At 49.1% G+C, this 20,972-nt stretch carries 22 protein-coding genes and 1 riboswitch; of the genes, 15 read left to right on the top strand and 7 right to left on the bottom strand.

All coding sequences use genetic code 11. The features are described 5' to 3' along the window. Nucleotides 1-19 precede the first annotated feature (19 nt). A complete protein-coding gene (locus KME11_01145; GenBank protein MBW4513813.1) occupies nt 20-2,497 on the bottom strand; it encodes an ATP-dependent Clp protease ATP-binding subunit in 2,478 nt (825 codons plus the stop codon). Nucleotides 2,498-2,771: 274 nt separating this feature from the next. Next, nucleotides 2,772-3,344, bottom strand: coding sequence for a ribosomal protein S18-alanine N-acetyltransferase (rimI, locus tag KME11_01150; GenBank protein MBW4513814.1), 573 nt, complete (start codon nt 3,342-3,344; stop codon nt 2,772-2,774). Nucleotides 3,345-3,475: 131 nt separating this feature from the next. On the opposite strand from rimI, the gene lysA reads away from it, so the two are divergent. From lysA to KME11_01195, 9 genes are all read left to right on the top strand, one after another. Then, the gene (gene lysA / locus KME11_01155) at nt 3,476-4,867 is read left to right on the top strand and encodes a diaminopimelate decarboxylase (protein MBW4513815.1); all 1,392 of its coding nucleotides are present in this window, start codon (nt 3,476-3,478) and stop codon (nt 4,865-4,867) included. Between the two features lie 57 nt (nt 4,868-4,924). Beyond that, on the top strand, nt 4,925-5,875 hold the full coding sequence (gene cdaA / locus KME11_01160; protein MBW4513816.1) for a diadenylate cyclase CdaA: 951 nt from the start codon (nt 4,925-4,927) through the stop codon (nt 5,873-5,875). Further along, nucleotides 5,872-6,633, top strand: coding sequence for an isoprenyl transferase (locus tag KME11_01165; GenBank protein ID MBW4513817.1), 762 nt, complete (start codon nt 5,872-5,874; stop codon nt 6,631-6,633). The genes cdaA and KME11_01165 overlap by 4 nt, the downstream gene beginning before the upstream one ends. 125 nt (nt 6,634-6,758) lie before the next feature. Then, nucleotides 6,759-7,235 carry a phycobilisome protein gene (locus tag KME11_01170; protein MBW4513818.1) on the top strand — a complete coding sequence of 159 codons (477 nt, stop codon included), beginning with the start codon at nt 6,759-6,761 and terminating at the stop codon, nt 7,233-7,235. Nucleotides 7,236-7,327: 92 nt separating this feature from the next. Further along, on the top strand, nt 7,328-8,014 hold the full coding sequence (locus KME11_01175; GenBank protein MBW4513819.1) for a 4-vinyl reductase: 687 nt from the start codon (nt 7,328-7,330) through the stop codon (nt 8,012-8,014). Further along, nucleotides 8,011-8,349 carry a hypothetical protein gene (locus KME11_01180; protein MBW4513820.1) on the top strand — a complete coding sequence of 113 codons (339 nt, stop codon included), beginning with the start codon at nt 8,011-8,013 and terminating at the stop codon, nt 8,347-8,349. Before KME11_01175 ends, KME11_01180 begins: the two co-directional genes overlap by 4 nt. Nucleotides 8,350-8,396: 47 nt before the next feature. Continuing rightward, entirely contained in the window at nt 8,397-8,900 is a 504-nt protein-coding gene (locus KME11_01185; GenBank protein MBW4513821.1) for a hypothetical protein, read from the top strand. Nucleotides 8,901-8,958: 58 nt separating this feature from the next. Continuing rightward, nucleotides 8,959-9,618 (top strand): 4-vinyl reductase, encoded by a 660-nt coding sequence (locus KME11_01190; GenBank protein ID MBW4513822.1) that lies wholly within the window; start codon nt 8,959-8,961, stop codon nt 9,616-9,618. A gap of 13 nt (nt 9,619-9,631) precedes the next feature. Beyond that, nucleotides 9,632-11,485 (top strand): serine/threonine protein kinase, encoded by a 1,854-nt coding sequence (locus tag KME11_01195; GenBank protein ID MBW4513823.1) that lies wholly within the window; start codon nt 9,632-9,634, stop codon nt 11,483-11,485. A gap of 21 nt (nt 11,486-11,506) precedes the next feature. On the opposite strand, the gene KME11_01200 is transcribed toward KME11_01195, so the two are convergent. Both KME11_01200 and KME11_01205 read right to left on the bottom strand, forming a co-directional pair. Further along, on the bottom strand, nt 11,507-11,866 hold the full coding sequence (locus KME11_01200) for a redoxin domain-containing protein (GenBank protein ID MBW4513824.1): 360 nt from the start codon (nt 11,864-11,866) through the stop codon (nt 11,507-11,509). A gap of 72 nt (nt 11,867-11,938) precedes the next feature. Then, nucleotides 11,939-12,616 carry a hypothetical protein gene (locus tag KME11_01205; protein MBW4513825.1) on the bottom strand — a complete coding sequence of 226 codons (678 nt, stop codon included), beginning with the start codon at nt 12,614-12,616 and terminating at the stop codon, nt 11,939-11,941. 247 nt (nt 12,617-12,863) lie between these two features. On the opposite strand from KME11_01205, the gene rpmI reads away from it, so the two are divergent. From rpmI to KME11_01230, 5 genes are all read left to right on the top strand, one after another. After that, nucleotides 12,864-13,061, top strand: coding sequence for a 50S ribosomal protein L35 (rpmI, locus tag KME11_01210; GenBank protein ID MBW4513826.1), 198 nt, complete (start codon nt 12,864-12,866; stop codon nt 13,059-13,061). 160 nt (nt 13,062-13,221) lie between these two features. Beyond that, nucleotides 13,222-13,572, top strand: a complete 351-nt coding sequence (gene rplT, locus KME11_01215) for a 50S ribosomal protein L20 (protein MBW4513827.1) — start codon at nt 13,222-13,224, stop codon at nt 13,570-13,572. A 9-nt stretch (nt 13,573-13,581) separates the two neighbouring features. Beyond that, nucleotides 13,582-14,490: a transporter substrate-binding domain-containing protein gene (locus tag KME11_01220; protein MBW4513828.1), complete on the top strand. Its 909-nt coding sequence runs from the start codon at nt 13,582-13,584 to the stop codon at nt 14,488-14,490. A gap of 139 nt (nt 14,491-14,629) precedes the next feature. Further along, complete coding sequence (locus KME11_01225; GenBank protein ID MBW4513829.1) at nt 14,630-15,565, top strand: LysR family transcriptional regulator; 936 nt, start codon at nt 14,630-14,632, stop codon at nt 15,563-15,565. Beyond that, nucleotides 15,562-16,647: an anthranilate phosphoribosyltransferase family protein gene (locus KME11_01230; protein ID MBW4513830.1), complete on the top strand. Its 1,086-nt coding sequence runs from the start codon at nt 15,562-15,564 to the stop codon at nt 16,645-16,647. The genes KME11_01225 and KME11_01230 overlap by 4 nt, the downstream gene beginning before the upstream one ends. Here the strand turns inward: KME11_01230 and KME11_01235 are convergent. From KME11_01235 to cobG, 3 genes are read right to left on the bottom strand one after another with little or no spacing between them, the layout of a single operon-like run. Beyond that, on the bottom strand, nt 16,625-17,332 hold the full coding sequence (locus KME11_01235) for a precorrin-2 C(20)-methyltransferase (GenBank protein ID MBW4513831.1): 708 nt from the start codon (nt 17,330-17,332) through the stop codon (nt 16,625-16,627). The genes KME11_01230 and KME11_01235 overlap by 23 nt on opposite strands. Next, nucleotides 17,333-17,962, bottom strand: a complete 630-nt coding sequence (locus tag KME11_01240; GenBank protein ID MBW4513832.1) for a precorrin-8X methylmutase — start codon at nt 17,960-17,962, stop codon at nt 17,333-17,335. Continuing rightward, the gene (gene cobG / locus KME11_01245) at nt 17,959-19,461 is read right to left on the bottom strand and encodes a precorrin-3B synthase (GenBank protein MBW4513833.1); all 1,503 of its coding nucleotides are present in this window, start codon (nt 19,459-19,461) and stop codon (nt 17,959-17,961) included. The genes KME11_01240 and cobG overlap by 4 nt, the downstream gene beginning before the upstream one ends. Nucleotides 19,462-19,511: 50 nt before the next feature. After that, a riboswitch (cobalamin riboswitch) is annotated at nt 19,512-19,644 on the bottom strand. A gap of 100 nt (nt 19,645-19,744) precedes the next feature. Between cobG and cbiE the strand changes: the two genes are divergently transcribed. Beyond that, a complete protein-coding gene (gene cbiE, locus KME11_01250; protein ID MBW4513834.1) occupies nt 19,745-20,971 on the top strand; it encodes a precorrin-6y C5,15-methyltransferase (decarboxylating) subunit CbiE in 1,227 nt (408 codons plus the stop codon). Nucleotide 20,972 lies beyond the last annotated feature (1 nt).

Raw genomic sequence — 20,972 nt, forward strand, 5'->3', positions numbered from 1 at the left:
CACATAATCAATCTACAAACTATTCAACTGCCTGTGGCAACAACTCTCGCGTTTGCTCAGAGATGATGTTAACCACACCATCATCATTGACATCTACCATCGCAGTAGTGCCATTCTTGACGCGACCTGCCAGCATTTCCTCAGCCAGAGAATCCTCTAACAGGCGCATAATGGCTCTGCGCAACGGACGTGCTCCGTAGCTGGGGTTGTATCCTTCTTCAATTAAACGATCCATAAAGCGATCGCTGACTTCTAAGGTAATGCCCTGCTCCAGTAGGCGACCAAAGATCTCCTTCAGAAGAATATTGGCGATGAGCTTGATCTCTTCCTTCTTCAATTGACGGAAGACAATAATCTCATCTAGACGGTTCAAGAACTCAGGACGGAAGTACTGTTTCAGTTCCTCGTTAACCAAAGAACGAATCCGGTTGTAGTTCGCTTCATCGACCGTATCAGTCGAGAAGTCGAAGCCCAATCCACCGCCGCCTTTCTCAATCACCTTAGAACCAATGTTCGAGGTCATGATTAGCATCGTGTTCTTGAAGTCTACGGTGCGTCCCTTGGCATCGGTCAGGCGACCATCTTCCAAGATTTGCAACAGCATATTGAACACGTCGGGGTGCGCCTTTTCAATTTCGTCAAACAGAATGACGGTATAAGGACGACGACGAACTGCCTCGGTCAACTGACCGCCTTCGTTGTAGCCGACGTAGCCTGGAGGTGAACCAATCAGCTTAGAAACCGTGTGGCGCTCCATGAATTCCGACATATCAAGCCGGATCATGGCATCTTCGGCACCGAAGAAGTAAGCGGCTAAGGTTTTAGCTAGCTCAGTTTTACCCACTCCTGTTGGTCCAGAGAAGATGAAGCTGGCGATCGGGCGATCGGGACTCTTCAGACCCACTCTGGCACGACGAATAGCGCGGGAAATTGCCTTAACAGCTTCTTCCTGACCCACCATCCGGGTGTGCAGCGTGTCTTCCATGTGCAGAAGTTTCTCGGACTCAGACTCGGTAAGTTTGTTGACCGGAATTCCTGTCCAGGAAGCAACGATATGAGCAATATCTTCTTCGCCCACGATGGGAGAAGCAGAATCTTCACCGTCGGCGGCTTCAGTTTTTTTGTTCTGAGCGATCGCCCGAATTTCTGCCTTAATTTCCATTTCTCGATCGCGTAGTTCACCTGCGCGGTCGAAGTCTTGGGAACGAACAGCATCGTCTTTGTCTTTGAGGACTTGGCGCAGTTCTTTGTCTAGCTCTTTGGCTGCTGGGGGCAATTGAGAGTTGAGTAAACGAACGCGCGAACCTGCCTCATCCATTAAATCGATCGCCTTGTCGGGCAAGAAGCGATCGGCAATATAGCGATCAGATAGCTTGGCGGCTGCCTCTAATGCCTCGTCGGAAATTTTGAGCTTGTGGTGCTGTTCATAGCGATCGCGCAAGCCATGTAAAATCTCGATCGTTTCGGGTACGGTAGGTTCGCCCACCATGACGGGTTGAAAACGACGTTCTAGGGCGGCATCTCGTTCAATGTGTTTGCGATACTCGTCTAGAGTGGTTGCGCCAATACATTGCAGTTCGCCCCGTGCCAACGCAGGTTTGAGGATGTTAGCCGCATCGATCGCGCCTTCAGCAGCGCCTGCACCAATGAGCGTGTGTACTTCGTCAATGACTAGAATGACGTTCCCAGCTTGACGAATTTCGTCCATGATCTTCTTGAGGCGTTCCTCAAATTCGCCGCGATACTTGGTGCCCGCGACTAGAAGACCAATATCTAGGGTGACTACGCGCTTGTCTTCCAAGATATCGGGGATATCGTTGGTGCAAATGCGCTGTGCCAAACCTTCAGCGATCGCCGTCTTACCAACCCCTGGTTCTCCAATAAGAACGGGATTATTTTTAGTCCGACGACCAAGGATTTGGATCACCCGCTCAATTTCTTTCTGGCGACCAACAACCGGATCAAGTTTGCCGTCGGCTGCCATCTGAGTCAGGTTAGAACCAAACTCATCCAATGTTGGGGTTTTTGTGCGACCAGAGCCACCGCCAGGAGCGACCTCGGCTGTTTCTCCCAACATCCGAATTACTTGAGTTCTAACCTTCGAGAGGTCAACGCCCAAGTTTTCCAGTACTCGTGCCGCAACGCCTTCGCCCTCTCTAATTAAGCCAAGGAGGAGATGTTCGGTACCAATGTAGTTGTGTCCGAGCTGACGAGCTTCTTCTAGAGACAGCTCTAGAACTCGTTTTGCGCGAGGAGTAAACGGAATTTCTACAGCTACGAAGCCGGAACCCCGACCGATGATCTTCTCAACCTCAATCCGAGCGTCTTTGAGATTAACGCCCATAGATTTGAGGACTTTGGCGGCGACGCCTGTTCCTTCTCCTATCAGACCCAGGAGGATCTGCTCTGTACCCACAAAATTATGTCCCAGGCGACGTGCCTCTTCCTGGGCAAGCATAATCACCTTAATGGCTTTTTCTGTGAAGCGTTCAAACATGGCGTTCCTTCTAAGTACCTGGTGCGTGCCGTTGCAATGATTTTAGCATAGGCAAATCGCCCAACAGCTATAAGAAAGCGGTTAGTAACGGGTAGTAATTACCGAAGCGCTGTTAGCAGGCCTTAGAAAAACTACATTCACTGAATTAAGAGTGCTTGAGAGGGGTCTAAGAAGTTTGAGTTTGAGACTCGGAGCCATTCACAGACTTCCGGCTGGGCTGTTAACTCCCGACAAAAGATTTTTGTAAAAAACTGGTCAAATGTCAAGCTTTATACTAATTATGTTGCAAACTCCATCCGTTTTTTTGGAGACGATCGCCAGTTTCCTGTTCCCATTCTTCTAACTTCTGCTCAAACTCAGAACGCTGTATTCCTTTTCGCCATAAGATTAGAGCATTTTCTTCAGGGTTTTGATAATATTTTTTGCGCTCCCCCACTGCCTCAAATCCAAACTTTTTGTACAGAGCGATCGCTCCTAAGTTAGAAACCCGTACTTCCAGAGTTGCCCACTCTAACCCGCGCCTCCAAGCTGCCCTTAAGAGTGCCTGAAGCATTACCGATCCCCAGCCTTGTCGCTGAAAGGTGGGATCGATCGCCAATGTCGTAATATGAGCCTCATCCAGAATTGCCCAGACGCATCCCACTCCCAAAATCGGCTGCGAGATCGCTGACCCAGGAGGTGTCTGGGGCAAGATCGTCTGCCGCAGGATCAAAAGGTCACTGTTAGGGCTATCCATTTCCCGCCGATACCCCTCAATCGTCCACATTCCTCCCAAACTGCGCCGATCTAGCTCAACTACCGCCTCTAACTGATCTGGCTCTAATGCCTTCAACTCCAAAACTTTCATGAAATTCTAAAGTCAATTCAAAATATCTGACGTTTGCACACAGCCCTAGATTGTACACTGGTAACTTATTGGCAGTTGGGCAATGCTCTAGAGCCAAAGCAAAGCTAAGTTTTTAAGGATTAAGAACGCGAATGGTATCGACTCCTGCAAGAGAGTGGGTGAACTCAGGTCGTCAGTACCTGCCCACTCCCACTATGCCCAACCCTTCCCCGAATCAACACCTTCTGCCGCTAACGGCTCAGGTTAATAGCCAAGACCATTTAGAAGTGGGTGGCTGTGATGTGCCCGAACTGGCTCAACGCTTCGGCACCCCTCTCTATATCTTGGACGAGGATACTTTGCGAACCGCTTGTCGGCAGTATCGGCAAGCTTTCCAGCGTTACTATCCGGGTGAATCTTTAGTGATCTATGCCTCTAAAGCTTGGAACTGCTTGGCAGTCTGCGCGATCGCTGCGAGTGAAGGCTTAGGCATTGACGTGGTTTCTGAAGGCGAACTTCACACCGCATTGCAGGCAGGAATTAAGCCTGAGCTAACTTACCTGCACGGTAATAACAAGTCAGTCGATGAGCTACAACTGGCGATCGCCTCAAATTGCACGATTGTAGTTGATAACTGGCTAGAGCTAAAAACATTAGTGGAATTGGTAGAGCGTCCCGTTCGCATCATGCTACGCCTCACTCCTGGAATTGAGTGCCACACCCACGAATACATTCGCACTGGACATTTAGATAGTAAGTTCGGCTTTGACCCCGATCAACTGGAGCAAGTCTTCGCGTTTGTTAGCCAGCAGCCTTACTTAAATTGCATTGGACTTCATGCTCACATTGGCTCCCAAATCTTTGAGTTGCAACCTCATCAAGACTTGGCAGGTGTGATGGTGCAATGGTTCAAAAAAGCGGCTGAATACGGGCTGCCTATGCGAGAACTAGATATTGGTGGCGGGCTAGGAATCTGCTACACCGAAGCCGACGATCCACCCAGCATTGACGATTGGGCTAAAGTAATTTGCGAAAACATTGTCAAAGCTTGTCAAGAACAAAACGTTCCTTTGCCCAAAATTATTGCTGAACCAGGGCGATCGCTGATCGGCTCATCTTGTGTTACGGCGTACCGTGTCGGTAGCCAAAAAGTAGTTCCTGGCATCCGGACTTACGTCACTGTTGATGGTGGTATGTCCGATAATCCGCGTCCGATTACGTATCAAGCTGTTTGTCGGGCAGTTGTGGCAAATCAAATGTCGGCAGAGGCAACAGAGACAGTGGCGATCGCCGGAAAACACTGCGAATCAGGCGATATTGTCATTAAAGAAGCCAATCTTCCGCCTACACAGCCTGGAGATATCCTCGTCGTCTTAGCGACCGGAGCATACAATTACAGCATGGCTTCTAACTACAATCGTTTGCCTCGTCCGGCAGCCGTTTTAGTTCAAGCAGGTGAGGCAAATGTTATCATTCAGCGAGAAAATTACCAAGATTTAATGCGGCACGATCGCTTGCCCGATCATCTGCTTGAAAAAGGGTGAAGAATCGCCGATCTTCGCTTCGCCTTTCAGTAGCACGAGTAATCCAGAGTCTACCAAATGTCATCTCTGAGGGAGCAATTGCAGGCACCACTTCAATGGGCTTTATCCTGGATGTATCAAGCCATTGACCTTCATTCTGTTTTTCTGCGTGCAGTTGACATTGGACTAGTGCTGGTGTTGACCTATATTATTCTGGTCATTATTGGCGAGCGACGAACGCTCTGGATGGTGCGCGGCTTAATTGTCATGATGCTGGCGCTGGCACTGAGTCGAGCATTTAAACTAGAACTGCTGACGTTTGTCCTAGAGATGCTGGTGATTGGCTCAGCGGTGGCAATGGCGTTGATTCTTCAAGCAGAATTTCGGCGATTGCTGGAGCAATTGGGTCGAGGCGAAGTGATGCAGCTCTTTCATCCATCGCGCGAGTTAATTCCTCGATCTGATAGTGTAATGGATGAAATTGTAGACGCTGTCAAAGAGCTTTCTCAAAATCGCACAGGAGCACTGCTGATTCTAGAAACCGATCGCCCCATTGATGAGCGAGACTTTACAGTTGCCGGAGTGAGGTTAAACGCAGAAGTGTCTAAAGAGCTACTGCAAACAATTTTTCAAACTACAACCTTGCTACACGATGGTGCCGTGTTTATTAGAGGTTCAAGGGTAGTTTCTGCCGGGGTGATTTTGCCCATTTCCGAGCGCACCGCCTCGCGCCAACTGGGAACTCGCCATCGAGCCGCAATGGGAATTACTGAGCGAGTCGAAAATTGTGTTTGTGTCGTTGTATCTGAAGAAACAGGGTCTATTTCCCTGGCAGAACGGGGAACGTTAAATCGTCCGCTTACCAGCAGTAAACTGAAAGAATTACTGTTGCAGCGATTCTCTCAAGGTGCTGACCGTGAGGCAGTTGCACCGCAGTTGCGGACGCTGGGTCGCCAACTTCGCACTCAAATAAAAGCATTGCTTTCACGATTTCGCTCTTCATCATCGGCTTCTCGGGAGAAAAAATGACAGCTAAGCCTATCACGCTACAAGAGTTACCCACTGATTTGCGCCGCGATCGCCTTCCTCAGCACGTTGCAGTCATCATGGATGGCAATGGTCGTTGGGCTAAAAAACAGGGCTTACCTCGCATCATGGGTCATCGGCGCGGGGTCGATACCCTCAAAGAACTGTTGCGCTGTTGCAAAGACTGGGGCATTGGGGCGCTAACCGCCTATGCCTTTTCGACCGAGAACTGGGGACGACCGCAAGAAGAAGTTAATTTTCTGATGATGCTATTCGAGCGGGTGCTGCGCCAAGAGCTACGGGAAATGATGCAAGAGGATGTGCAAATTGAGTTTGTGGGTAACCTGAATGCCTTACCAGAATCGCTTCAGCAGGAAATTGCCAAATCTGTAGACGAGACGCGCCACAACACAGGCACGAAGTTTCGGGTTGCCACTAATTATGGCGGTCGGCAAGAAATCATCCAGGCTTGTCGGGCGATCGCTTTACAAGTGCAACAAGGGCACCTCCAACCCGACGAAATTGATGAAGCTATCTTTGAACGTCATCTTTACACAGCGGGCACCTGTGACCCAGATCTCCTGATTCGCACCAGCGGCGAAATGCGCATCAGCAATTTTCTGCTGTGGCAAGTGGCATACGCCGAGCTATATGTAACCAACACCCTCTGGCCCGACTTTGACCGAGCAGAGTTCCATCAGGCGCTTTGTGCCTACCAAGCACGCGATCGACGTTTTGGAAAAGTCTCAGCCGTTCACTAAGTTCGTCAAAATTTTGGTAAACCAAAAGTATTAACAAAGCTAACGAGAACTATGACTGTTCGTTAAGACTGAATTCAGACCGGGAATAATCACCATAAGTTCATAAAAATGTAAAGAGACGAACTATGTTGAGTCAGCTAGAACGTCTGAGCGGTGAGGTGGATGGTCGGTATGCCAGCGACGCAGAACTCCAGTTTTTAACAGACTACGTTCAATCCTTCAACCTTAGAGTACAGACCTACCAGAAACTCCAAGAAGTAGAGATTGCTCTAGTGCAGCAAGCTTATATGAAGCTGCGATCGCAAGACCCAAACTTCTTCAAAAATGGCACCGAAGATGTCAGCGGCAAGTGGAAACGAGACACCCTCAGAGTCCTACGATATGTCGCGATCGCAGTTTTAATGGATGACCCCGAAACCTTACGAGAACGATTTCTTCTCTGGTTTCAAACTATCATGCGAGCCTTTAGCGCAGAAAAAGCTTGCAACGCCACATACAGCGTCCTACAAGAAATTGTCAAGCAAAACTTGCCTGCCCCCCAAGCTAACTTGGTTTGTCCTATTTTAGAATTAACTCGCCGTTCCTTAGGAACTGTGTCCTAGCCCTACATTTTGCTTCTACACTTCAGCATTGATCTCCCGTTTTTCCCTCTCATTCATCTCCTTCTAATATCCTCTTCACTCCTTACAATCCTATGGTGATCGTTGCGTCTGATAGCCAGCATCCCGTCAAGCTCAAACATCCTAAGAAACATAACCACTACGGGTTTCGTGAGTTCTTCCAGTTTGACCCTGATCGAGGCACAATCACAGATTGGAATGGTGCCCAAAACCTGCTCACAACCGAAGATTTCATTATTGGGCTAGTAGAAGGGCTAGAAGAAGAAGTCGGTGACTCTGCGGCTGCCATTATGTATACCATTGGCTGCGAGTGGGGACAAAAAGATGCCTTCTTCTTTGAGAAATGGTTTGAAAAAGAGTTTGACCGCAGTATGCGTCAAGCCAATCTACTATTTTTGCTAGAAACCTGGTGGTGGCCTTTCACCTCGCAGGGTTGGGGGCGTTGGGAAGTCGATATGGGCGATCGCCGTCAAGGATTCATGTTCATCAACATTTTCGACTCTGCCGTGGCTCGGACTTTAGGCGATGTCGGTAAGCCCGTCTGCTATCTTTACGCTGGACTGTTTTCAGGTTTTTTTACTGAGCTAGTTCGCAAGCAACTGGGCTGCATCGAAATCCAGTGCTATTCCATGGGCGAAACCTACTGCAAGTTTCTGTTAGGCGGACAAGACCGGATTGATGCCGCTTCTTTTTGGATGAATGAAGGCGCGAACGCCAAAGATATTGAAAAGCGTCTGCGCGACGGGGAGTTACTCCGATGAGCCCTGTACTAGCCCCTACCAATGGCTCTAAGCCCCAAGTGAAAACAAGTTCTTGGCTCCAACAAACGGTTCAGCAGTTCTTCAACGGCTTTAACTGGGAAGACCAGCCCCCTGAAGTTCAACAGTTGCGCGCAGCATCTCAGGCGGATGACGCAGCCCCTCTCAGCTTAAAGCTAACTGTTAGTCAGTTTTTCGGCTCGATCAATTGGGAAGGTAATCGCTCGATCGCCGCGCCTATCCATCAAGAACTCACATTTCCCGAGGATTTATTGGCGATCGATGTTCCACCCGAAGATGACGGCTTTACCTTAGATGACTTCTCAGGCTTATTTTAAGGTTGTCTTTTTGACTGATTCTCTCACTCCATCACTATGTCATCCCCATGAATCCACAAATTGAAGCGGTGTTTGACGATGCCGATAATCGCTACTTAAAGCCAGAAGAACTAGGACTCTTGAGTCAGTACACTCAGTCCATTCCCGCCCGTCTAGAAACTTATCAAAGCCTGAGAGATTACGAGTTAGAGATCATGCAATGGGCTGCCGATCAACTTCAAGCAGAGATGCCCATTGAGCCTGTGGAGGATTTGGAGCGCAGTATTAAGAATGGTCTACTGATGCTGCGCTGTTGTGCCATGGCAATGTTGGTGAATGATCAGGGTTTGATCCGCGATCGCTTTTTGGTTTGGGCTAGTTCCATGACGACAGTCTATGATTCGCATCTTATCGATACAAAATTGTACGACTTGATCAATCGTCGGCTTAACCAAGTATTAGGAGTCGAGCGGATGGGGCTTCTAATGCCAATGCTGATCTATGCCCAAGACGTGCCTTCTATTTTGTCCCAGCCAATCCCTGAAGAGAATGGAATTGCGATCGGTTGGTAGGTTAGGAGCAGAGGCACTACCTTTACAGAAAACGTCCACTTATCCTCACTTTTTTGCCATGATTTCTGTTTCTGATTTGCTGACCAATAATCGCATCCCTGGTAACTGCTTTGCCGTTGGGGGTTATGTGCAAGGTGACCTGGAAATGGGGTTACTCGAAAATCGGCAGGGCGATCGCCTCATTGCTCTGCCCGAAACTTTGATTCAAGCGATTTACGCAGGGCTAGACAAAGAAACAGGACAAGCTTCTCGGCTAGTGCTGTTCAACTGTGGTCGGTGGTGGGGCAAAAACTTTTACACTCGCTTCTGTGAGCAGTTAACCAGCTACTATGGTCAAGCACCCGCAGACATGCCCATGATTCAATTTCTTCAGGCACTACAGCAATGTTGGGTCGTTCACGGTTGGGGAAAAATTGACCTCGACCAAACTTATCAAAATCGGGGTTTTCTAGTAGTTAAAATTTGGAACTCTGCTTTTGCCAAACACGCACTCCAAGCCACTCATCCTTCTTGTTCTCTTGAGGCTGGAATTCTCACCTCATTCTTAAGTCAACTGACAGGACGGGATCTGCACTGTGTGCAAACAACTTGCGAGTCCATGGGCGCAGATTGTAACCATTTCGTTCTAGGACTAGAAAAGCGCGTCACTCCAGCCGAAGCCATGGTAACCAAACTCGACCACGATGCTATTATGCAAACCCTTTGCCAGGGGTCATAACTAGGACTTCACCTTGTCAAACCCACCCAGGAGCCCACTAAAGCGTTCAAAGTACCGCATCCTTGGACTGGTTGGACAAGGACAATTTGGGCATGTGTACTGTGCAGTCAATCGGCAAACAGGTCTGCTTGTTGCCCTGAAAAGTCTCGACCAGCAACGATTTCCCACCCATAAATTTCTCCGCGAACTCCGGTTTCTGCTCAGCTTCCAGCATCCTAATATTGTCACCTGTCAAGCATTAGAGCATACGGCGACAGGGCGGTATTTGGTGATGGACTACTGCGAGGGCGGTACGTTACGGAGTTTAATGACAGACAGACAGCATTTAACCCTGCGTCAACGCCTCAAGCTAATTATTGATATTCTTCAGGGTCTAGATCATGCCCATAGTCGAGGGATTACTCATTGTGATATTAAGCCAGAGAATATTCTACTGAGTTTGCAGCCCATAGGCTGGACGGCAAGGGTTTCTGATTTTGGGATTGCCCATTTTAATCAAGAAGTGGGGCAGCGGGGATTGGGCAATACTGGGTCGCCTGCATACATGGCTCCGGAGCGCTTTTACGGGCAACATCCCTTAAACTCCGATCTGTATGCGGTTGGCATCCTGCTGTTCGAGCTACTACTAGGGCATCGTCCGTTTTCAGGTACGCCTAGTGAGTTAATGCTGGCTCACCTCAATTGCCCTGTTAAAATTCCTGAGACGATTCCAGAGGCTTGGCGCTCTATTATTTTGATAGCGTTGCAAAAGCTATCAGCTCGTCGGTTTTGCTCTGCCAAGGCAATGCTGGCAGCAATTCGAGAGGTGGCGACTCAAGAGGGTCTGGGGATATGGCTTGATCCGCAGGCTCCTGTACCTTTACCCGAAGTGCCAAGATTTTCCTCGACTGTTCCCTTTGTATTTCGCCAACGGGAAACCCTGAAACAACCTGTTACTGCCCTGGCTACCCAGTTTTCCAAAGAGGAATGTTCTCCTAAAATCCCATCATTATTTGAGGTATGGCATCGGATTTTTCCGGAGGACGCTATCCAAAATTTGCTTATCCGACCACAGGGCTGCTTTGTATTGACAAAGCGATCGCTTCATTTACTGCCTTGTGTTGCAGCAATCAATGAAACATTAAAAACGCATTTGCTGTTGGGACTGACCCATGATTATGTGGCGGCTATTGAACCAAAAGGACGTTGGTTTGTGACTTTGGAAAATACGAGAGCCGCGAAGCTGTGCTTTTGGCGGCTACAAAGTGACTCCTTGCAGGCAGAGAGCGACCCTTGCGGTATCTGCGAAGCAGCGCGCGCTATCCGCCTGACCTGCTCTACTATTACGCTTCAATCGATCCCGATCCTCCTGCCGTTCCTATTCGCCCTAGATGCCCGCCATGTTGCCGTCCTAACCAGAACTCCTGCCCATCAGCAGACGCAAAGCGATCGCCATGGGAAAGGTAGCACGTCAGTTCAGTTGCTAACTCGGCGAGGAACCCAAGTAGGGGTTTTGAAGTTGCCTGTACGGATAGGACAAGCGGTTCAAACCTGCGTGCCCTATCAATTGCTAGCAACAGATATCGATAACCCAGAGTCAATTTTACTCATTGACCTCAAGCCTTATCGCATCTTGCGATTGCGAGTGGGAATCGTGCCCAAGTTCTTGAGTGCAACAACGTGGGGATTTATTCTGGCAGACGCGCTCGGCACCATTATGTTTTTTGCCAAAGACGGAGAGGTTTTAGGACGGGTACAAGGCTTTACCGAGATGACGGCGATCGCGTCTTGTGGCACCCACAACATCCAAGTTGCGACCTGGAATGGTCACGAGGGTAGACTTTATACCTCAGACCTGAGAGATCTAGAGATAGACCTGCTGTTTTGAGCCTCTGTGTGCCCAAGCCCCTCAAGCAGAGTAGCTATATTCGCTGATTGACAACACCTCTAACGTCCGATGTAACTCGTTTGCCGCCTTCTGAAAATCGTTGCGGTTGCTTAATTTATCAACTCGATACAGCAGCGAACCCCGATCAAATAACAGCACAGTAGGTAGGGTTGTCAATTGGTAGGAGCTAGAGAGGCGAAGGTTTTCGTCAGCATTGATATCCACAATTTTAAGCTGTTTGCCCCATGCTGATTGAACCTCACTCAGCATGGGACTTACTAACTTGCAAACGCCACACCAAGGGGCCCAAAAGTTAACTAAAACAGGGGTTGAACTTGCTAAAACTTCCTGCTTGAAACTTAGTTGGTTAACCGTAAGCATCATGATTCTTTACCTATTTTTTCTAAAAAGATAAATTCAAACAAAGAGATTTAAACAAACGTTGGGATCATGCTACCAGCCTACGTTCCCTGTGGCATAGATCAAAATTGGATGGGCAAACCAAAATCCAAGGACAAAAATGATGATCCCGACATAGGCAGGACGGAGAAACTCTTTCAGAGCAAAGGTTTGACGACCTTGCACGATCGCCAAAAAAGGAATGATAGAAGTTCGGGATCTCAAGGTTTCAAAGGATTCGCCATAGCGCGCTTGGAGGCGACGATCGCCATGCCAAACCGCAAACAGATGATGCAGGATCAATCCCAAAGAAGTCACCATCATAAAACTTGTCCCTAACCAGAGCGCATGGGCAACGCACCAAATCACCTGTCCAACCATTTGGGGATGACGGGTGATCCGAATAATGCCAGTTTCATAGAGATGAAACTGTGGTTTTTGAATAGCGGCAACTTCCAGAAGATTGAAAGTAGAGGGGTAAAGAAATAGAAAGGAAATGGCTGAAAGAATCCAGATTGTTGTTTGAATGCCAGGAATCCCTTGCAGGTTCCAAAGGCGCAGCCCATCGTAGCGGTGATTAATAAAGTAGATGATCAAAACAGTGGCGAAGGGCACGCTGACCAAGGCAAACAGAACCCGGTAGAGCCTTGCGCCGATCAATTTTTCGCCTCTGGGTCGTAGAGCCGCAAGACCGCTGTGGGCGATCGCAAACCCCAACAACAACCCCACCATGACAACGTGACTCTGAAAAGATCCCTGGCTGTTGACAAGCCCATTAAACATATTATTTCTTTACATTTTTGAATTTTCTTCAGCATATCAGCCTTATAGAGGGTTCTGATAGGCAGAAGCTAACGACCTAATGAGAATTTAGAGCCGAGACTACAACAATGGAACAATAGAAAGAAGAGTTGCAAGATGTTTCAATTAGGCAGTAAGATTATAGACTGTGCAAATTATCCGAACATAAGGCAAACTCATGCCCAAACTTAAGACTCGTAAGGCAGCTGCCAAGCGCTTCCAAAAGAGCGGAACTGGCAAGCTCATGCGCCGCAAAGCGTTCAAGAATCACTTGTTGCAGCACAAATCTACCAAGCGTAAGCGCACCCTTTCTGGGTTAGCAGTTGTTAATGAGCGCGATGCTGATAACGTACAACTGATGCTTCCTTACCTCTAAAAATCCGGGTTGAGAACATCTTTGAATCAAAGACACTGTTCCATAACTCAGGCTAGGGCTAGGTCGAGTTTCTACCACCTACCGCCTGCCACTGGCAAGTACTTTAGCAACTGCCAATGCTCACTGTTCTACTCATACTTCAAGCGTAGGAAATTGTTCTATGACTCGTGTAAAACGCGGTAATGTGGCTCGTAAGCGCCGCAAGAAGATTCTAAAATTAGCTAAGGGCTTCCGGGGTTCTCACTCTCGGTTATTCCGGACGGCTAACCAACAGGTGATGAAGGCGCTGCGGAATGCCTACCGCGATCGCCGCAAGCGTAAGCGTGACTTTCGCCGTCTTTGGATTACCCGCATCAATGCAGCGGCTCGCCAGCATGGCATCAGCTACAGCAAGCTGATGGGTGCTTTAAAGAAAGCAAACATTGAAATCAACCGGAAAATGCTGTCTCAAATGGCTATCCTTGACCCGGCTGGGTTTGCAAAAGTGGTTGAACTTGCCCAAAAGGGATAAATTTGCACCATGACGCTGGCTAATCTACTAGCTAAGTATTCTGAGAGGAGGGCACGAGGAAATCGTGCCCTTTTTAATTGTGGGCAGTTTTTAACTGGCTTGCTTGGGTTCATGGCTTTAGGAGCGATGACCCTGCCCGTTGCTACCGCCGCAGATCTAGCAGAGATTCGGGAGCGGGGATACATTATTGTCGGGGTGAAGGATAACTTGCGTCCTTTAGGGTTTCGGAATGCAGCAGGGCAGCTGGAAGGCTTAGAAATTGATCTGGCGCGACAAATTGCCCAAGACATCCTGGGTAATGCTGAGGCAATTACCTTACAACCTCTCACAAATTCAAACCGCATCCCTGCCCTTTTAGCAGATGAGGTTGATCTAGTCATTGCCAGAGTTACTGCTACGCCTTCTCGCGCTCGCCTGGTCGATTTCAGCACTCCCTATTATTTAGATGGCACAACGTTTATAGCCCGAAGCGCCCTAACTCTAAAAGATTTGCAACAACAATCGATCGCCGTCTTGAATGGGTCGGAAACAATCGCGGTGGTGCGATCGCGTTTCCCCCAAGCTCGTCTGGTGGGCGTTGATTCTTATGAAGCAGCCCAAGAGCTTCTAGAAGCCAACCAGGTTAGTGCATTCGCGGCAGACGCTACGGTTCTAACGGGCTGGGTGCAAGAATTTCCACAGTATTATCTGTTGCCCCAATTGGTTTCGACCGCAGCACTGGCAGTGGCAATGCCCCGAGGATTGCAGTACGAGGATTTACGACAGCGGGTGAATGGGGCGATTATCAATTGGCAAGCCCAAGGATTTTTAAGGCAAAGCATTTTGAATTGGGGATTACCCGCAGAGGGTATACCGGCTTTAAGGATTAATCTAGGTCAGGAGACACCTCAAAGGACAGAGCTAGCCCCTAACCTCTAGGAAGCTTCAATTGCAGAATATCGTATCGATCGATACAAAGTAACTTAATGAATTCCCCTAACGTGGCGATACAGGTGAAAGCGGTCAGCAAAGCGCCTGTAATCTATTGATCCAATTGCTTTAGTCAGTTTTTAAGATTATGCGTCTGGAACAATTGCAAGCTTTTTTGGCAGTGGTGGAAGCAGGCAGCTTTCAGCAGGCAACCCAGCGCTGTAAGGTGACTCAGTCTACCATTAGCCGCCAAATTCAGGGCTTGGAAGCAGAGTTAGGAATGCCGCTGTTTCACCGAACTTCTCAGTCAAAGTTAACTTTGGCAGGCGAAATGTTTTTGCCTCGTGCCCGTCGGATTTGCCTGGAATGGGCGAATGCTTCTTCAGAGTTAGCAAAGTTGGTTTCGGGCAACCAACCCGAACTTTGTGTAGCGGCAATTCATTCGGCTTCTGCCCATCATTTGCCCCCGGTTTTACAGCAGTTTTGCCAGGACTATCCAGCCGTTCAGTTGCGCGTTACCTCTTTAGGCAGCGATCGCGCTCTTAAAGTTCTGCGAGATGGATTGGTTGACGTGGCGATCGTCATGAATAATCGCTTCTTGACTGCCAGCCCTGAAATGGTGGTGGATATTTTGTATGAGGAGCCAGTGGAGGTGCTGATGGCGACTGGTCATCCTTTAAGCCAGTACGACCAGGTGCCCTGGGCAGCGATCGCAGAATATCCTCAAGTAGTGTTTAAAGATGGGTATGGAATGCAACGAATGGTGCAAGAGCAGTTCCAGCGCAATGGGCTACAGCTTAAACCCATGGTAGAGTTGAATACCCTTGACGGGTTTAGAGGCATGGTACGCCAAAGCGATCTTGTTGCCCTCTTGCCTCGTTCTGCCCTCATGGAAATTGGCAATGATCCTACTTTGGTGGTTCGTCCAACTGCAAAACCTGTATTAAGCCGTCAGGTAGTTCTTGTCACGACTCAGGATCGTCTCGATATCCCACCGATTCAGCATTTCCGTGCCCTTGTCAAAAAGCTTGTCAGTAGTCCACTGGCAACTCCCTTAATCCCCACCCCCTTTCCTATTCCATGAGCGTTGTCTTCCGAGAACTTCTCCGCAAAGTGGGCAGTGGTTCCCATACTAGCGAAAACCTCACCCGTGCTGAAGCGGCAACGGCGACTGAAATGATGCTACGGCAAGAAGCCACGCCAGCCCAGATTGGTGCATTCATGATTGCCCATCGCATTAAGCGCCCAACGGGGGAAGAGTTAGCAGGTATTTTAGATGCCTATGATCATTTGGGCCCTAAGCTTAGAGGCTTTTCAGCGGCTTACCCAACAGTTGTCATGGGCATTCCTTATGATGGGCGATCGCGCACGGCTCCCATCAGCCCCATCACTGCGCTAATCTTGACTGCTGCCGGATGTCCTGTCGTCATGCATGGTGGACGACGGATGCCTACAAAGGAGGGCATACCCTTAGTAGAGGTTTGGCAAGGCTTGGGCGTGGATTGGACGCATCTCTCCTTAGAACAGGCGCAACAGGTTTTTGAGAGAACCCGCTTAGGGTTTGTTTATTTGCCACAGCACTTTCCCTATGCTGAAGAGATGGTGACGTATCGAGAGGAATTAGGGAAGCGTCCGCCTTTTGCGACTGCCGAACTGTTTTGGTGCCCTTACGAGGGCGATTCTTTAATGATTTCGGGTTTTGTCCATCCGCCCACCGAGGAGATGGCGCGAGCAGCGTTTGCCTTGCGAGGAGTGCAGCGCTTGATCACGGTGAAAGGGCTAGAGGGAAGCTGTGATTTGCCGCGCGATCGCACTTGCATTGTAGGCATTAAACAGCCTAGCGCAGAAGCCGAATTCGATCGCCTTCTGCTACATCCCCGCGACTATGGATTTGCAGCCCCAGAACTGGCACTGCCGTCTTCAGAGCAACTATGGGCTGATCTACAGGCAGCAGTGCAGGGTAAGACAGGTGAGATGTTGGAATCGGCGGTTTGGAATGGTGGGTTTTACTTGTGGCAAGCAGGCGTTTGCTCCACCTTAGAGGCGGGCTTGGAACAAGCGAGAACAACGTTAGGAAATGGACAGGTGGCGGCACACTTGGCGGAAGTTGTTGAGGCGATCGCGAGTGCAACGGCACCAGAATTTACTCCGGCTGCCATTGACTAGGAATCGAAATTAAGGCAAAGTAAGGCACTTCTGCCGGATTAACGTCTCGAATCGGCACAATTTTCTGGTTTGGCATCGTTGCTCGTTCAATGTAATGCGCCCTCTCAAGAAGCCCCATTTTCTCCAGGACGCTGTATACCTTTGAGAAGTTTTTTCCAAGTTTAATGATGACTGCGGCATCGGCGATCGCCAATCGTTCTGCCAAAATTTCTGCGGGTAAAATGCCAGGTAACACCACGAAAACATCATTGCGATAAGTCAGCGGAGTTTCCAACATTGACGCACTTGCCATGATCGAAGATACACCCGGAACCACCTCAGTTTGAAACTGATGGGACAAACGGTTGAACAAATACATGAACGTGCCGTAGAAGAACGGATCGCCTTCACACAACACCACCACATCTTGCCCTGCATTCAAATATCCTGCCAGCTTCAATGCCGCCTCATCATAATAAGGCTGGGATGACTGCTCTAACTTGAACGGATACCATAAAGGAACTTCAATTTGATCTTTCCGTAAATAGTCTGCCACGATCGATCGCGACAAACTTTTACCACCATCCGACACAGGATAAGCCACCACAGGCGCAGCTTGCAACAGCCGATACGCCTTCAAAGTCAATAGCTCTGGGTCACCCGAACCTAAGCCCAATCCATAAAGCCGACCCATAGAATGTTCCATTTAATATTCCTCCAGTTTTGCTAATGCATTAATCGCCGCTGCTGCCATAGCGCTGCCGCCTCGACGACCTTGCAAGGTAATAAAAGGTACGCCCCGGCTATTTTCAGCCAGAGCCGCCTTTGATTCTGCTGCTCCCACAAATCCGACCGGAAATCCTAAAATGAGCGCGGGTTTAGGTGCGCCTTCGTCCAGCAGTTCCAGCAGACGAAAGAGAGCAGTTGGGGCATTACCGATCGCCACTACCGCGCCTTCTAAGTGCGATCGCCACAGTTCCATTGCCGCCGCCGATCGCGTGTTTCCGATCTTTTGCGCCAGTGACGGAACCTCGGTTGCGTTTAGCGTACAAATGACTGCATTATCGGCGGGTAATCGCTTGCGAGTAACGCCTTCCGCCACCATTTGAGAATCACAGAGGATAGGACAACCCGACTGCAAAGCCGCTCGTCCAATGCTGCCCGCATTTGTAGAAGCCGCCAAATCTTTAACAATATCGGTCATACCACAGGTATGAATGAGGCGGACGGCAACAGAAATCAAGTCTTCGGGCAAGTCTTCTAACTGCGCTTCGGCGCGAATAATAGCAAAGGAGTTGCGGTAAATTTCATTGCCATCTCGAATGTAATCAATCATTTAATCTCCTCTTGATCTGCATCGCACCATTGACGTAACTGAGTGATGGAGTACTGATTGAAAAACGTGCGAAAAGATTGATTCTGAGAAGTTCGTTGCTGTTGATAAATCTGGAGAATTCGTAGAATTCTTGATGACAAGTGTTCTGGAAATACCTCCGTATACAGTCGACCAAAAGGGCGATCGCTTATGGGTATCTCAGACCCGTTCTCGCCGACGTAAATTTGATAGGCTTGACGCTGTTCAATCCATGTTCCAACTAACGTCAAATCACTGGCACCATGATGAGCACAGGATTTAGGACAACCGCTAAAATGAATTGTGATCGGTAGGTCAAGTTTAATCTTTTTATTTAAGTGTTCTGCCAACGCGAGCGCATCGGACTGAGTATCAGTTGCAGATGATGCACACATTTTTCCAGCGCAAGAAATCAACCCACTGTAGATATGCGTTGATGAATAATGAAGGTCTAGCTGTTGCATCTGTCGTTGAACTTGAGGAAGAACAGCATTAGGAACGTTAGGAAGCAAAAGATTTTGCCAAGGTGTAAGACGCAAGGTATGATCGCCCCATTCATCTACTAAATCTGCTAATCCCTTTAGCTGCCAAGATTCTAGCCGTCCTAATGGTAAGCTTATTCCCACATAAGAAAGATGAGATTGACGCTGGGCATGAATGCCAATATGAGTATGAGATTGAGACCTAAGTGGGACAAGCTCAGATGGCAGAGGAAGTAATGAAAGTTGAGCGCGATCGCACAATTCCTGAACACCGATATTTTGAATTAACTGCTTTACGCGCAGCTTACGAACTCCATCATGATCTTGGCTAGCTTTGAGATAGACTTTTGCTAAAGAAGCGATCGCCCCCAGACATTCTTCAGGTTTAATGATCCCAACTGGAATACCTGCTAAATAAAGGCAAAAGTGAACGCCATTCAGGTCGATCGCTCTCAGCAAAATATCGTTATGGGGAGCGATCGCTACCTGCTCACCACCATCGACTCCAATGCTAAACTTTGCTGATAAGTCTGCCAACTCTAAATGGCTAGAAAGATACTCGTCCAGTTCTTTAACCAATGGAGTCGTGTCAATGAGTTGGGCTACGTCAATTCCCGCCGTTGGACTCGCCATAATATTACGCAGATGATCAACCGCACTTAGCCGCGCTGCCAATCCTGCCTCTTGAAGCTGATTCAAAACCTCTAGTGGAATTTCGGCAGGCAGTCCGCGAATTTGTAGATTGGCGCGATTAGTAACTTGCAGCGGCTTACCCAGGCGACCCCTTGCGGGTATCTCAAAGAGATCGCTAACCGCAGCTAACACCCGCGCTTGCTGACTGCTCAGATTTCCTCCCGGAGTCCGAATCCGAATTAACCGCCCATCTTTAGCAAAAGTTGGGTAGAACAATCCAGGACAAGCATCATAGGCGATCGGCGGCTGAAAATCTGTTGAAACCTGTGAACTTTGAGTCTTGCAGTCAAGCGATTGAGGCGACAAGCGAAACACTCCTTCCCTGTGAAACGCAGGAAACTGAGAAAAATGATGCCTGATTTAGGCATCCCTGGAGCTGGTATTCTGGCTTTGAGTCAGGCTGAATTAGCTTCACCCCTTCTCTTTCACAGTTGCGGCACAGTGTCGGAATTGCACCGAACTTTCCCAGCCCAAGCCTGAGAAATATATCATGGGCGTGGCTGTCGATGATGAGATGCCTCATCTTTCTTATCGTTCTAAGGGCTTATCGTTCTAGGGAAAGTTTAATACTCGGTATAATCCAAAAATAATGACCCAAAAATGGTTAGCGGTAGTAGGAATTGGAGAGGATGGGCTACTGGGCTTAACCCCGATCGCCCAGTTTTTGGTCGAACAAGCTCAGGTCATTGTTGGGGGCGATCGCCATCTCGCCATGCTGCCTCCTGGCGATCAACGTGAGAAAATTTACTGGACTTCGCCCATCGAAAGTTCTATCAACGAAATCTTGAACCGTCGTGGGCGATCGGTCTGTGTGTTAGCCAGCGGCGATCCGCTCAATTATGGCATTGGTACCACTCTGCTGCGTCGAGTGGCGATCGAGGAAATGACGATTATCCCTGCGCCCTCGGCATTCAGCCTTGCCTGTGCCCGTCTCGGTTGGTCGCTGACCGAAGTGGAATCCCTCAGCCTCTGTGGTCGTAGTCCTGCCCTACTCCACGTAGCCCTTTATCCGGGTGCGCGGCTCCTCGTTCTCAGCGAAGATAGCCATACTCCTGCTACAGTCGCCCAACTATTGACAGAGCAAGGCTGGGGAGAAAGTCAAATTACTGTTCTTCAACGCATGGGCGGTGATGACGAGCACGTTACGACAGGGAGGGCTGCAACCTGGGCAGAGCAAGATTTAGTCAGCCTCAACTTTGCAGATTTAAATACTTTAGCGATCGCCCTCCCCATCCAATCCACTCCTCGTTCCTTATCCCGATTAGCAGGCATCCCCGACACCGCCTACCACCACGACGGACAACTCACCAAACGCGAAGTTCGGGCAGTCACCCTTGCCGCCCTTGCACCCCAGCCGGGACAACTTTTATGGGACGTAGGCGCAGGCTGTGGCTCCATTGGCATTGAATGGATGCGTAGCCACGGGCGATGCCGAGCGGTCGCCATTGAGCAAAACAGCGATCGGCTACAAATGATTGCCGATAATGCCACCGCACTAGGCACTCCTAACCTTAAGCTAGTGAGCGGACAAGCGCCTGCGGCACTCCACGATCTACCAGAACCCGATGCCATTTTTATTGGTGGCGGCGTTACAGCAGCAGAGATGATAGAGACTTGCTGGAATGCCTTACGATCGGGCGGGCGTTTGGTCATTAATGCGGTCACCGTAGAGAGTGAGATGGTGATCTTGCAGTGGCACAGCCAACTAGGGGGCGAGTTAAGCCGCATTGCCATTCAACGGGCAGAACCCATCGGCAAATTTTTAGGATGGAAGGCAATGGCACCCGTCACTCAATGGCGGGTTATGAAGCGCTAAG

Origin of the sequence: Timaviella obliquedivisa GSE-PSE-MK23-08B, assembly GCA_019358855.1 — a bacterium.
GTDB lineage: Bacteria > Cyanobacteriota > Cyanobacteriia > Elainellales > Elainellaceae > Timaviella > Timaviella obliquedivisa.